Annotated in this window: 8 protein-coding genes; 2 read left to right on the top strand and 6 right to left on the bottom strand. The window is 43.7% G+C overall.

All coding sequences use genetic code 11. The features are described 5' to 3' along the window. The 4 genes from CARFE_RS0103565 to CARFE_RS0103550 form a co-directional block, all read right to left on the bottom strand. Nucleotides 1-4,119 (bottom strand): hypothetical protein, encoded by a 4,119-nt coding sequence (locus CARFE_RS0103565; protein WP_028051764.1) that lies wholly within the window; start codon nucleotides 4,117-4,119, stop codon nucleotides 1-3. Further along, nucleotides 4,083-4,835, bottom strand: coding sequence for a hypothetical protein (locus CARFE_RS0103560; protein ID WP_028051763.1), 753 nt, complete (start codon nucleotides 4,833-4,835; stop codon nucleotides 4,083-4,085). Before CARFE_RS0103560 ends, CARFE_RS0103565 begins: the two co-directional genes overlap by 37 nt. Next, nucleotides 4,828-7,158, bottom strand: coding sequence for a phosphoadenosine phosphosulfate reductase domain-containing protein (locus CARFE_RS0103555; protein ID WP_028051762.1), 2,331 nt, complete (start codon nucleotides 7,156-7,158; stop codon nucleotides 4,828-4,830). Before CARFE_RS0103555 ends, CARFE_RS0103560 begins: the two co-directional genes overlap by 8 nt. 107 nt (nucleotides 7,159-7,265) lie before the next feature. Then, nucleotides 7,266-7,880, bottom strand: coding sequence for an RNA polymerase sigma factor region1.1 domain-containing protein (locus CARFE_RS0103550; RefSeq protein ID WP_028051761.1), 615 nt, complete (start codon nucleotides 7,878-7,880; stop codon nucleotides 7,266-7,268). A 337-nt stretch (nucleotides 7,881-8,217) separates the two neighbouring features. On the opposite strand from CARFE_RS0103550, the gene CARFE_RS16150 reads away from it, so the two are divergent. Then, nucleotides 8,218-8,670 (top strand): hypothetical protein, encoded by a 453-nt coding sequence (locus tag CARFE_RS16150; RefSeq protein WP_154652714.1) that lies wholly within the window; start codon nucleotides 8,218-8,220, stop codon nucleotides 8,668-8,670. A 15-nt stretch (nucleotides 8,671-8,685) separates the two neighbouring features. Continuing rightward, nucleotides 8,686-11,271, top strand: a complete 2,586-nt coding sequence (locus CARFE_RS14145; protein WP_154652713.1) for a hypothetical protein — start codon at nucleotides 8,686-8,688, stop codon at nucleotides 11,269-11,271. A 114-nt stretch (nucleotides 11,272-11,385) separates the two neighbouring features. Here the strand turns inward: CARFE_RS14145 and CARFE_RS0103540 are convergent, their stop codons facing one another. Both CARFE_RS0103540 and CARFE_RS0103535 read right to left on the bottom strand, forming a co-directional pair. After that, nucleotides 11,386-12,747 carry a sodium-dependent transporter gene (locus CARFE_RS0103540; RefSeq protein ID WP_028051760.1) on the bottom strand — a complete coding sequence of 454 codons (1,362 nt, stop codon included), beginning with the start codon at nucleotides 12,745-12,747 and terminating at the stop codon, nucleotides 11,386-11,388. A 100-nt stretch (nucleotides 12,748-12,847) separates the two neighbouring features. Continuing rightward, entirely contained in the window at nucleotides 12,848-14,116 is a 1,269-nt protein-coding gene (locus CARFE_RS0103535; RefSeq protein WP_028051759.1) for a D-serine ammonia-lyase, read from the bottom strand. Between the last annotated feature and the right edge of the window lie 426 nt (nucleotides 14,117-14,542).

Here is a 14,542-nt window from a genome sequence, read left to right as displayed (position 1 = left end):
TTATCCCTCTTTTCTCTCAAAAGCAGCTAAGAGCCTCATCCCAATGAGGGAATCCTCCCGTGCTAATTCGCTAACAAATTCTTTTAAAGCTTGGGGAGGCAGGGTCGCCAAAACTTCTTCCACCCGCGGGTAAAAGACCTGCCGGTAGTTGCCGTTAATCCATTCCCGCGCCAACCCTAACACTCTTCCTTGCTCTATAACCCATCTCCTTACTTCTCCACCCATTTTCTGGTAAATATAATCCTGCAATTTCCGGGCCATCTCTTCCTCTTGCACCAAAGAAGCATACTCCCTCGCCGCCGCTTCTAAAAACTTTTGCAAAACATACCGCTCATCATGCACAACTTCCAGTTCAGTGCCTCTTTCCTGCAGGAAAGAAAGCAGGCCTTCTATCTCCTGTTTCGGTAAGTTCCGGCGTTGCCCGAATTTTTCAAAAAACTCCCCAAACTCCCTTTCTGCCAGCACCCACTGAATAGGAACGCGGTGCTTCTCACTCCACTCATCGGGAGAAGGAGAATCTGTAAGCTCTCGCCACTTCTCTTCCAGGTCTGCGATAGCCTTATTCTTGGATATTGTAGCCAATACCTTTTCTAATTCCCTTTTTACTTCTTCTTCCCCGCTTTGACCAAGGCGCGGTAAGGCCTGGTAAATCTCTTCCGCTTCTTGATAGCCGATTTTCTCTCCTGTGGCCTCTTCCACCAGCCGGATAACAACAGGCAGGGGATTCCTGAGTACCTCTTGGAGCCTCGTGAAATTGTCCCGAATATCCCGCGCCCTGTTTTCTTTCACCGCCTGTCGGGGTTCCCGTATAACCCTCTCCAAGAAAGCTATAGCTGCTGCTAATTCCTGCGGCTGACCTTTCTTATATAGAGCAAGGGGAAGTTTGCTCTTCCACCAAACTTCCTGGAAATGCCGGACAGCTTCCCCGACATTTTTTGCTCTTCCTCCACAGAGTTCGTTAAGAACAACAACGAGTTCACACTCTGCCAGAACCTCAGGCAATTTCTCTCTTACCTTTTCTTCTTTCCACAGGTAAACATCCTCTTCCAGTAACCCCCGCAGCTTCTCCCGCACATCGCGCACAGTCAGACCAAGAGTAGACATGAACTCCCGCAAAGCCGGAACATAGGTGTTAAGGAAACTCGCCATCCCCTGCTCCATCTTTGCCTGGTCGAGATTAAGAGCGATTTTCTTGGCCTGAGGTGCCACAGCATTCACAATCCGTTCCATATCCTCATCTTTTAGCTGGTCTACGTCGTAACTTAAAACCCACATCAAAGTAGCCAGAGCTTCACGGAAGGATGCGTCTTCCCCTTCTGCTAAATAAGCGATAGTCCACAGGGGGTATCCCAGAACTCGCTGCTTTTCCCGCATGTTCTTCCTGGCTTCTTCCGGGTAGGAGGTTTTCTCAGGGGATAAATTGAAGAGATTGCGCGCTAACTCGCAGAATTTCTCTCCTTCGCGCGATAAACGATGAATAGAATAATTCCCCGCATTTCTGTGCCCTTTAACCACCTGGTCGAGAATCTCCGCTAATTTATGCGGATTCAAAGGTTGGGAATTAACGCCGTCCGAGAAATAATAGCCGTCTACATATTTCCTGAGAAGCCGAGCAAAAAGGAGGAGCCCCATCGGCGAAGGCATGAGGCCAAAAGGAGGCTTCTGCAGTTCTTCCCAGAGTTCCACCAGTATCACTTTATTTCCGCAGCGAGCGAAGAAATCATCTACAACCTTTTGCATCCTACCTAAGGGATGATGGGAAAACTCAGCCAAATTCTTGGCTCCCCACACCCCCCCTTGCTTCTGCAATTCCTGAACTACCTCTCTATAAGGAGCCCTGTCGGCCTTTGCGCAGCCCAAACCCATTTCCGCTACCGTTTTACCGTACGAACTATTGTAAAGAGTGATAGTGGTACTTATTTTCTCTGGCCGTTCGGAAAAAACTATTTCGCCAATCTCTTCTTCTAAAAAATCGCCAAGACTACCGATTCCCTTTCTTTCCCACTTCCTTCCCCGGAAAAAGATTTGCATAGGGGCAGAATCCAACTCGCTAAACCAATCCGAGCTTAATTTGCGCATTTGGTTTTCGTGATATCTTTTCTGCGATGGATCTCGTACTTCCTCATAATACATAGCCTTGGCACAGTGGTCCTGCCAAGCCTCCCATCTCTTCTTCCCGAAAGTCTTCTCACAAATCACTACACCCCATCCCGTCTCCTCGGCCACCCTGGCAGCAATCTCCTCGAGCCCATACAATTCTTCATCATGACAGGCTAGGACGAGGGCAACTCCTACCTGGTAAGGTTTAAGGGAAGCAGAGCTTATCACCTGCCCACCCCGCTGTCTCAAATCCTTAGCTCCAACAATCTGAACGGGATAACGAAGCTTGGCTGCCCCCGCCAAAGAAAGCCTATTTTCAATTTCTGTCCTAAAACCACCTTCTCCCTGGCTTTCCTTGAGAACTTTTTCAAAATTCTTAACCCTGCTTTTACATTCTCGCAACTTGGCGTCGTCCACTCTGGTCCCGGGGAGGAGGAATTCACGCTCAGCGCCAAGGTCGGAAATTAAGATAATCCCCTTTTCCTCCAGCTTCTGAGCAATTTCCTCCACTCGCTGTTCCAGGGAAGTACCGCGGAAAGCTACCCTTTGTACAGTTGAAAGGAGAGGACGATGCAAGGAATTTATACTGCCCTCCTGGCGGCTCAGAGCAATAAGTAAAAGGATGACCCTCAATATTTTTCTTTCCTCTTCGTTCTCAATGTTCTCCTTAACACTTTCGTAGTGGGAAAGAGCTAAATTCAACGCCTCGCTCATTTCCGTCAAATTTTCGCTGCTTTCAAAAAAGTACTGCCATAGGCAGTCAGCAGTAAGCCAGTACCAATCATCCCGAGGATTTTCCCGAATAAACCAGCGGAATCCCCCCAGTTCATCGCTCTTCAAGAAGTTAAACAGCGTCCTCTGACTTGAGCTGTAAAATTTGGAAATTTGAGACAAAAGATAGGCCGCGTAAGGATGAATCGGTACCAGCTTCTTGGCTTCTCCTCTGTTAAGCTTATCCAGTCCAAGAACGTTGAGATGGAGGAGAATTCTCTCTACTTCCTGCCACAGGGTTTCCCGTTTGTCTTCCCACTCTTCTTCTTTTCCGGGTAAAGCTTCTACCGCGTTACCAAGGAGGGTGTAAGCGGTCACTTCCTCCATTTCCAGGCGGCACGTATGAAAACGATCCAGCAGCTTTCTTCGGTTATCCTCGTCTAAGGCTGTAAACTGGGCCAGATCCCGATGGGTCACCAGGAACCAGTAAAAGGGGATTTCCTGGGTGACATGCGCCAGTTCCTGAAGGGTGGTAACGTTGCGGTTCTGATTGAAAAACTCGGTAAACTCGTCCCAAATGAAAACAATCCCGCCTAAATTGTTTTTTACGATAACTTCCTTCAGCCATTCCTTTACTGCCCTGGCCGAATCCGTTAATGTTACTCCCTCTTCTTCTAAAACCCGAGCAACAATCTCGCTCAGTTCTAAATCTCTGCGCTGGAGCGCTGCAATGACATCTTCCGGCGCAGCAACCGAGCGAAAGTGGCTGCGGTACTTAACAAAAAGCTGTTCCCATTTAAGGATGTTAAGTTTCTCAATCATCTGGTCAATTATTCCTGGAACGAAAGTATTATATCCCAGTTCACGCAGCCGCTCGGTGATAGCCTGCTGTACCTCCAGCAGCAGGCGCCGGTCGGAGGTGATATGCCCGGAACCGGAAAGATAAACCACTACGTATTTCCCGTTTTTCTCGCGCAATTGCTTAAAACGGGGCCAGAGGGAGATAATATTGCTGTATTTTTTAAAGTACTCCTCAACTTCCGTGAGTTCGTCTTCTAAGATATGCTTGATCACAAAAGAAGCGAAAGTCTTGCCGGTTCCGTAAGCACCGGTTAGCCAGAAGGGCTTGATGTCGCTCTTGCTTTCCATGTCCAGAGCAGCAATAAGCTTATCCAGAAGCTCATACATTTGCTGGTGAGGAATAAAAGCTTTCCAGCTCCCTCTGCGCTTTTTATCCTCATGCTCTGTATAAACGGGAATAAAATCTTCCTTTACAGCCAGGTAGTCAGCGTACTTCCATTCAGCCACTGTTCCAGTTCCTCCCCTTCTCCTGTGGTATAAATTCTCTCTTCATCTATTTCAAAAAGAATCTGATCTGCCACCAGAAGTCGCTTCAGGACCGCCTCCCTGCTGCAGCCAAAAACCACCCACGGCCAGGTCAAATCATCTGTGAAAAATAACTCTTTTGCCCCTGTTTCATGGAAGAGATGAACCAGTGCTGAAATTGCCGCCACCTCTCCTGGTTCATAACCTCGGCGTAAAAGGTATCTCTTCCCTTTTTCCAGCCCAACTTCACCCTGGCCCAATTCTCTTCCTACCGGCGTACGTTCACACAGGCCCGCTAATTCCAAAACAGCATTGGATATGGTCCTCCCGGCCAGGTGGGGTAAAGCTGAATGTAAAAGTTTTTTCAATTCAGTTGTCGTCCAGCTCCCTGTCCCCAGGTGGGCATACCAGCGAGCAGTGGGAAAGTTAAAAACCACTTTCACCCACAGCAGTTCCCAGAGCGGTAAACAGTCCACACCTTCCCGGCGGAAAAGCTGACCGAAAGGGGTAAGTCTGCCATCCCTGTCTTCCAGCCCGGCCGTCTTCACCCATACTTTCAAGGCCTGAACCTGTCTGTTCCCCAGGGAAGCCCCCCTCTCCCAGTCCGGCCAGTGATCCAGGTAATACTGCAGCCACTCTCTCCTTAAGCCAAAATGCTGGTGGCGAGCCCACCCTTTCATTTCCGACCAATCAGGCATAATCGAGAACCTCCAGCGAGCGCCGGTTTCTGTCGAGGAAGATATTATCCAAATCCCGCACGAGGTCAACTTTGATAAAGCCATCACCCCGGGAAGCTAGGCCGCGGAGAATGGCTTTCAATTTCTCCTTGTCCACGCCAAACAAGGCATACGGGCCCTCTTCTATCCCCTCATGATACAGTTCCCTTACTGTCAGTTCATAACGTCCCGTTTTTTCCGCGTAGCGGTAGAGGGAATAAAGAACGGCATCGGGAACAGGATTTTCCCACCCTTTCTTTATAATCTGCCTTTTCCTTCCTTTTTCTTCAACTTCTCCTAACCCCATCACGTTCCCTAATGGCGTTTCCTTAAATAAATTAAATAATGCCTTAACCGCGTTTTCACGAGTTCTTCTGCTTTGTGGGAAATAATCCCCCATTAATTCAATTAATTCTTCTTTTTCAACCGCAGCTCCCCAATTAATATTTGTAAGATACCATCGTATACTTGCAGAATTTCGAGCAAGATTTGTCCAAATTACTGCCCAAGTAAGCAAATTGTCTACTCCCATCAGTATCAGTTTTTCCGCAATATCAGTAAGGAAAAATTTCTTACTAATGGTGTTATCAACTAGTTCAGCATGATTTAGCCATAATTTCATTGAAACAACTTGTTCAGGTCCTATTTTCGTTTTTTGAGACCATTCTTCTTTTAACACGAAAAACTCTTTAAGCCATTCTTTACGTAACCCAAAAGAACGATAATCTCTTAAAGTATTTTTTTCCTTTCCGCTATCTGCCATTACTAATCCCCCTTCTGGTTTAAGAGAAGAAGCAGTCAAACAAGCACCTCTCCCTATTCTTAAACACTCCCCACAAGCCAAACAGTTCCCAGAAATTAATACGTTTTTTCTTGTGTCTAACGCTCCAACAGGACACTCTACCTCGCACCCCTGACAGTGGGTACAATACGCACTTTTTAAAGCTACTGCCCGGAAATCCCGCAGAGTATAGCGGTCAGCCTGTTGCAGCCCTTCAATAGTAACTGTAACTTCTCCTTCGTTCCGTTGCAGGTGAAAAGGAAAGACCAGCCCCTCCCGCTCTATATGTCCCCTTCCCTCCCCTTTCAATACCAGTTTTCCCAAAGTTTTCGCCCATTCCAGCCAATTCTCCGTCGGTTCAAATAAAGTATAGATAACTTTTTCCCCATCCCACTGCTCAGCTACCCTTTTGCCGCCGTTATCTAAAAAACGTCCTCCTGCCCTGCCCTTCCAACTTCCCTTCTCTAAGTAAGAGTCAAGTTTATCAGCACTAACACCAGCCTTTTTAGCGTATTCTCGCAGCACATTAACAAATTTTTCTACGTCATCTTTATATACTATAGCATTTATCGTTTCTTTCCACTCCGAAGCCATCGGACAAACAGCACATCCCACCCGCACCGCGCCGTAGCGGTAGGCCTTGTTCAACAGCAAAGATCGACTAAAGAGATAGAGAAAAACCTCGCCGGAATTCCATGATAAAAGAGGTCTTGCATTTGTTTGAAGTTGATGTTTTTCACCATGAGAAGTTGAAAGATACCCCGCCCGCGCTGCGCTCTCCTCATGGCGCACACCGTCGAAGATCAATGCTCTCACTGCCGGTTTGCCGGTAATCTCCCGCAGGAGGAGAAGGGTAGGAGCGGACTTGTGCACCACACAGCACCAGCGGTGGATACGACTGGGTGGACCCATCTCCCGCCAGGTGGTGAGGGCATCTTTGCTGCTCCTGGCCGTGTAAAAGGAGAGATGGGGCCAGCGTTTACGAGCTTCTTCCACCGCCCTGTAGGTATCCCGCACCTCCATCCCGGTGTCGCCGAAAATCACCACAAATTGTTCCGGCTCCAGCACCCTCTGCACTAAGTCAAGAAGGACAAGGGAGTCTTTCCCTCCCGAAAAAGCCACGGCCGCCACATCCACTTCTTTGCGGTAGCGGTTGTAGGTCTGGTAAATAAAGCGCAGCGACTTTTGAATCAACCCCTGGAGAAGGCTGTTGTTTTTTTTCACCATCTCCTGTACCTTTACCGGCTGAAGCTCAAGCCCCTCCCGGTGGATTTTGAGGTGGGGCGGAGTGAACAGTCCTCCTCCCTCCGCTTCCGCCACTAATTCTCCCTGGTAGTAGTACTTGCGCCCCCCAATTGCCCACAGTAAGGGCTCTTCACAGCGGGGATATTTCCAGTAGTTATCAAATCCCAATAAATCTAATTCCTCAAAAAAAACAGGCCGGATCTCCTGCCTTATCCATCCCTCTAAATCATTCGTCAGCAAAATACCTCCTGTTTCCTGGTCCCACTGTACCGCGTACATCTTTATCTCCTTTCTAAAACTACGTTTAAAAATTTCTGTATTTATATTTTGTGTTGACATTTTTAATTTTAATAAATTTAAATAAAGTTTAAGAAAATTATAGTTTTTTAACCAACATGATACCCTTTTAATGTTCCACAAACTTTTATTTTTTCTATTAGTAAGTAAATTTCATCATCAAAATCTTCTGTACCTAAAGAATAATCATCATAGGCTTCAATGTCTCTAAATTTATTTAAATCTTCAGGAATATCTATACCTTTTGATTTTAAAAAATCAATAACTTCCTCAAATTCTCTCACAGAAAGGCAACACTTTTTTAAAATTCCTTCAACTTCTTCTGCTTTAAGAAAACCTCTTTCAAGCCAGAAATAAATCAAATTATCTATTGCATTCTCTAAACATAAAATTTTATCTTTTTTATTTTTATCAGCTCTATAAAATGCTTTTTTATAAAATTTCTTATTTTTTTCATTAAACCTCGCTTTTTTATTATCTTTATATGACTTTTTGATTTCTAATTCTTCTGGTAAGTTATCAACAATTTTAATTGCTGATTTATTTAGCTCATCATATAAATAATCAAGTTCATTTATTGTAAACTCATTTCCATTACTCCCCAATATTTGATTTATACTTTCAAAAGTAATATAGCCATTTTGCTTGCGCCCTAATTTTAAAAGCTTTTGGAGACAATCCTCCAGCCTATTTTTAATCGCCATTTTTGGCTCACACTGCTTCCCTATATTTGTAAATCATAATCGCCTTTTTGTTATTTTTTAGTAAATATTCGATATTATTTCACTAAAATCCTGCCTGTTTAAACGACTAAAGAAAAATAGGAAGGATTTTGCTTGGTAAGCCAATAGATTATCAGTTTTATTTTTTATCCATCCTTATTTTTTCTACCTCCTTCCCCTCCCCAACATTCCCAATATTCTTATTTTTTGTTAAGATAAACCCAAGGAGAGGGGATATGGCTTTTCGAAAAGAACTCCCGCTAATTTTTTTATCCTGACTCCGGTAATTCTTTTTCTTATTCCTTTTTTTATCTGGCAGTTGACACCTGCAAAAACCCTAAATGTCTGGGTAATAGATAAGACCGTTCCGGTCAGTGATTTTCAGGAACATAAGGGGCTTTTCTGGACTTTAAACTTTCTTAAAGTAAAAGATCAAGACGGTCGAAATTATAATTTCCATCAGGACTATTTTGGCTTTTTCCCCAAAGGGGATGATTATGAAATCCGGGAGATTAAGGGCCAAAAGCCGGATTTAATTTACCTTGCCGATACCTACGGAGTTTATTCCAACGATCTTAATCAAGAAAATAAAGAAGGTACAAGGTCGTCTTTAGTCTACGGGGGATTAACGGAAATTGAGCTCTATAAAATTAAAGCCCAGCTTAAGGGAGGCACTACGCTTGTTTCCGAGTTTAATACCATCGAATCGCCCACTTCCGAAAAAGTAAGCAGTGAATTGCAAAAAATTTTTGGCATTAAGTGGAGCGGCTAGATTGGCCGGTATTATGTGGATTTAAAAAAAGGAGTCGAGGTACCTTCCTGGGTGGTAACTGCGTATGAAAACCAGTATCACCAGACCTGGAACTACTTGGGACCAGGTTTTGTGTTTATTTATAAAGATAATACAGTTTTCGCCCTGGAAAAAGATAAAGACTTTACTGAAGATAAGCTGCAGATAAAGTTTCGCCGTAACTATGCAAATGAGTTTGGAGCAAAAGACAGGGTAAATTACTACTACTGGTTTGAAGTGCTAACCCCCACCGATTCCGAAGTTTTAGCCGACTTTAACTTACACTTAACTCCTGCAGGCAAAGAAAAACTTCAAAAATTTCACTTACCGACCCGTTTCCCGTCTATCTTAAAAAAGACTGCCAGCGGTTATACTGCTTATTATTTTGCCGGGGACTTTGTCGATATTAAAAATCTTCCATCTTTTTATCAATACAGCCTCCTTCCCTTTTACAATAAAAACCTTCGCTTTTACTCCGAAGGCAGCAGCGAACACTTTTTCTGGCAGGTTTACTTTCCGGTAATGAAAAAAATTATTCGGGAAGCAAAACACTTTCCTGTAAAGCCGGTAAAGCTTGAGTATTTTGAAGATAACGGCACAAAACTTGTTGCCCGGACCGAAGGGCAAAAGTTTAAAGTTTACCAAAAAGGCCGGTGGCAGGATTTTTACATTAAAGGGGTCAATCTGGGCCTGGCTACCCCCGGAAAATGGTTTACCGAGATGCCAGAGGATGAGGGCACTTATTTAGACTGGTTCACTTTAATTTCCGCAATGAATGCCAATACCGTAAGACTTTACACTTTAGCTCCGCCAGCTTTTTACCGGGCGTTAAAGACTTTTAACGAAACCCATCCGGATAAACCTTTATACCTCTTGCAAAAAATTTGGCCGGAAGAAAATCCACCGGACCAGAATTACTTAAATAAGGAGTACTTTACGAGCTTTAAAAAAGAGATTGAAAATGTAGTTAACGCCGTTCACGGAAAAGCCGACATCCCGGAGCGAAAAGGCCGGGCTTATGGTAAATACGACGCCGATGTGTCGTATTGGACCATAGCATATCTGGTGGGCCGGGAGCTTGAGCCGGATGAAGTTATCAGTACCAACGAAAAAAATAAAGGCTATAAATTCACCGGGGAGTACCTTTTAAGCCACGGTTCTCCCACGGAAAGCTGGCTGGCAGAAAGCTGCAATTATGTCCTAAAATATGAAGATAATAAATATAACATGCAGCATCCGGTCGCTATTGTTAGCTGGCCGACATTAGACCCCATAGAGCATGACTCGGAATACAATGCCGCCGGGCGCAAAGATTTAGAATACAATGACAAAGTATCCGTAAACATTAATAATTTTGACATAGCTTCCAAAAACAAGGCTGGCTTTTTTGGGGCGTACCACATTTATCCCAATTACCCGGACTTTATGAACAACGAAGAAAAATATAAAAAGTACTATGATGACCAGGGTCGTTTCATGTACGGAGGCTACTTAAAAGAATTCATGGCAGTCCATCGAAAATTTCCTGCGCTGGTAGCGGAGTTTGGCCTTTCTACCGGCATGGGTAACGCCCATACCAACCCGGACGGCTACAACCACGGCGGTCTTGATGAAATTACCCAGGGTAGAGGCATTGTCCGCATGATGGAAGCTATCCGCCGGGAAGGTTATATCGGCGGCAGTATTTTTGAATGGATAGACGAGTGGGCGAAAAAGACGTGGATAACCGAACCGTTCATGATACCATATGAGCGGCACGTCCTGTGGCATAACGCCATCGACCCGGAACAAAACTATGGTATTTTAGCCTTTGAGCCCAATACGCCGGAAAAAGGACTGGTTATCACCGATACCGGGCAGATAAAAACGGTTAAAATCAGCAGCAATGAAGCTTATCTTTATCTTGACCTCGAGTTTGCCCAAAAAATCAATCTTACGAAAGCCGAGCTTTTAATCGGGCTCGACACCTTTGACCGCAACCTGGGAGAATTTAAATACGACCCGGGTTTACCCCTCACTGCCCCCTCGGGGATGGAGTTTTTGTTAAGACTTAAGAATGGTAAGCTTAAAATTTTAGCCCATCCCAACTACAATATCGGGGAATACAAGTTTGCTCCGACCAAAAGCAGTTATGGTATCTTTACCGAAATTCGGCCGCTTATCAATAAAGAGCGAGTTACCAAAGATGGTCGAAAGATCGCCCCTATTTACCAGGACGGAAGTACCTTAAACTACGGAGACTTTAGTGATTCCAACCACGCCTGGTATGTGGAGGGAAATGTGCTGCATCTAAGGCTTCCCTGGAATAAGCTTAACTTTACCGACCCTTCAAGCCACCGGGTGCTTTATGACCCGGGTAAGTACACACTTTTAAACCGGGACCAGTTAAAGACTACTATCACCGACGGCATTGTAGTTACTGCCGTATTAAAAGAAGGTAGTAATATAGTAGACCTCTTCCCCGGAGAGCTGGAGTTTACGCTTGTTAAGTACAACTATGACGGCTGGGAAGTGCCAAAATATACAGTAAGGCTCAAAAAGAGCTATGAGATTATCAAAGAGTATTTTGGAAAGTTAAAGTAAAAGCTAAAAGGCGAGTGCCCTTTTCAGGGATTCGCCTTTTTTAGTTAGCTTTCTTTTACTCCTAACGCATATAAGTAAATGTCTAAACTTTTCTCCACCGCTTACGATACTACCCTACCCCAAAAGCCCCAGGGAATTTAAAAAGATTACAATAACCAGGATTGGGGTTACATATCTTACAATAAGATAGAAAACATCGATAATCCGCTGGTTGTTTATTAAGCCAAAGTTGCCGAGTTCCTGGTATAAATCATCTTTTTTTACAAAATAGCCAACAAAAATTGCAATAAATAAGCCACCAAGGGGTAAAAGGATGTTTGAAGATACATAATCAAATAAATCAAAGATGTTTTTACCAAATAATTTAAAGTTGCTTATTACCGGGCTTCCACCCATGGATAAAGTAGCAAAGATTCCAAAAATAAAAATTATCGCTGTAGTTAAAAGCACCGCTTTCTTTCTCTCCATACCTTTTTCTTCGGTAAAATAAGCTACCGGCACTTCTACCATGGAGATCATCGCTGTAGTCGCTGCGATTGAAGTTAGGATAAAGAAAAGAGTTAAAAGAACAGTTCCCAAAGGTAATTTAGTAAAGACCAAAGGAATAGTGATAAATAAAAGTCCCGGTCCGGCTGTCGGCTCCATGTTAAAGGTAAAGACTACCGGAAAGATAGCCAAACCGGCTAAAAGGGATACCAGGGTATCGGAAAAGGCCACTTTTGCCGCTGTGGCAGGCATGTTGTTTTCCCTGGTAAAGTAACTGCCGTAAGTGATCATCGTGCCCATACCTATGGACAATTTAAAGAAAGCAAGGCCTAAGGCGATGAGAATACTGTCTCGGGTTATTTTAGAAAAATCCACGTTAATTAAAAAGTTAACCCCTTCCCGGGCACCATCTAAGGTTAATGCCCGGATGTCAATAATTAAAATTAAAAGAAATAAGACCGGCATCAAGGTTTTGGTAACCCGTTCTATTCCTTTTTTCACACCAAAAATTAAGATTGTGGCTACAACCAAAAGAACAACAAACTGCCAGAGGATCGGATAAAAAGGATGAGAAATTGTTAGGTTAAAAAGTTCTTTGGATTTTTCAACGGTTATATTGTTAAACTCTCCGATAATGCTTTTAAAAACGTAAGAATAAACCCATCCTGCTACAGAGCTGTAAAAAAACATAATTAAGAACGCAGCTCCAACTCCCATCAGCCCTATAAATCTAAAGTTGGAATGGTTTAACTTTCTAAAAGCTCCTACAGCGTTACTGCGGGTTTTTCTTCCGATATAAAATTCACTGATCATGATGGGTATACCCACAAACAAAATGCATAAAAAGTAGATTAAAAGAAAGCCGCCGCCACCGTTCATGCCGGTAATGTAGGGGAATCTCCAGATGTTCCCAAGGCCTATGGCAGAACCCAATGTTGCAAAAAAGACCGCAAGGCTTGAAGAAAAAGTTTCCCGTTTTTTCCCTTCCATACTGCTCCTCCTACTGCCATAAATTTAATAAAAAAGAAAACGCCCATTAATATTTGGGCGGTCAAACCGTGCATAATTCTACATAAAACCTTATAATTTGTCAATACACATCTTTAAGGTAACTCTTACCCCTCATATACATTTTCTGGTAAATTTCTTCCGGTATAAATATGCCCCCTGTGGCCCAGGAAATATGGATCGCATTTGCCCTGCTATTGACTAAAAGCGGCCCTTTTAGCGAGGCTGCTGCCGATGGCTCAACTTTAATGTTTTCGCTGTCTTTTAATAGAGCTAACAACTTAAAAAGTTCCTCATCTTCGATGGTATAAATCCCGTCAATTAAAATATTGGCTATTTCCGCTACGAGCTTGGAAGGAGACCCCACCGCCAGTCCGTCCGCTTCGGTAATGTTATCGAGACCAAAATCCCTTACGTGGATAGCGGAAAATTTCTGGGTAACCAAGCCCAAAAGCATGCAGGGTGAATGGGTAGGCTCCACAAAATAACAGGAAACATCGTCTTTAAAGATGGATTTAAGCCCAAAGGAAATACCTCCCGGGGCCCCACCTACACCGCAGGGCAGGTAGACAAAAAGGGGGTTTTCTTTATTTACTTCAATGCCAAGCTCCGTTAACTGGTCTTTTAGCCGTAAAGCCGCAACAGAATAGCCCAAAAACAAATCCCGGGAGTTTTCATCATCGATAAAATAGGTGTTCTTCTCCGCCGCCGCTTTTTTCCGGCCTTCTTCTACCGCTTTAGAGTAATCCTCCCGGTATTCGATCACATTTACGCCGCGGTCTCTTAAGATTTTTTTCTTCCACTCCTTAGCATCATGGGACATGTGGACATCTACCTTAAAACCTAAAGCTGCTGCCATGATTCCAATAGATAACCCGAGATTTCCGGTAGAACCCACCGCTACTTTGTAGTTACTGAAAAATTTTTTAAACCGCTCCTCAGCGATTTTGGAGTAATCATCCTCCAGGGTAATGAGTCCATTTTCTAATAAGAGGGTTTCGGCATGCTTTAACACTTCATAAATACCGCCCCGGGCTTTGATAGAACCGGCTACTTTTAAGTAGTTGTCGCATTTTAGGAAAAGACGGCCGTGAATTTTCCCGCCGTAAAGCTTTTCAATTTCCTGTTTCATCCGGGGAATTTCTACTAACGGCGATTCGATAATCCCGTTTTCCGTCTCGGGGAAAAGCTTTTTTATAAGAGGGGCAAATCTTTGGAGTCTCTTATGAGCATCGAGGATATCATCAAAACTAAAATTAATCCTGGCCAAAGCCTCATCAGCCGAAAGTTTATTGGGATTTTGCCAGAACATCTGCTGGTAATTTTTAATACCTGTTAAAAGGTCGGACATTCTTTCACCTCAAAAGTTAAGTTATAGTCCCGAGCTTTCCTTTTTGCTGTTTGAATTACATTATTTAAACCTGATACAAACAGACGCTTTTACTGGCATTAATGGAAATGGTATTAAATGGCGTATCTACAAAAAAACCGAAGATATAACAAGAGTTCCTCTTCGCTTCTCAAAAAGTGAAAACAGGAACGTTGGCTACGCAACATAAGTATATACGTTTTATACCACCTAATCAACATTCTGCATCAAAATAGGGCTGTTTCTACTCACATAAAATAACCGTCCAATGCTCAGATTTCGTGGCCAAATAGAAAAGGAATTTGTTTAGATAATGGCGAATAATTGGAGAAAAAATCTAAAGAAGGAGAAAAAGGAAAAGTCTTCGAGTAAGGTTTACGGAGCTGACACTCCCCTTACCGAAGACTT

Source organism: Carboxydothermus ferrireducens DSM 11255 (genome assembly GCF_000427565.1).
Taxonomy (GTDB): Bacteria; Bacillota; Z-2901; order Carboxydothermales; family Carboxydothermaceae; genus Carboxydothermus; species Carboxydothermus hydrogenoformans.
This window is presented reverse-complemented; position numbering and strand designations above follow the sequence as displayed.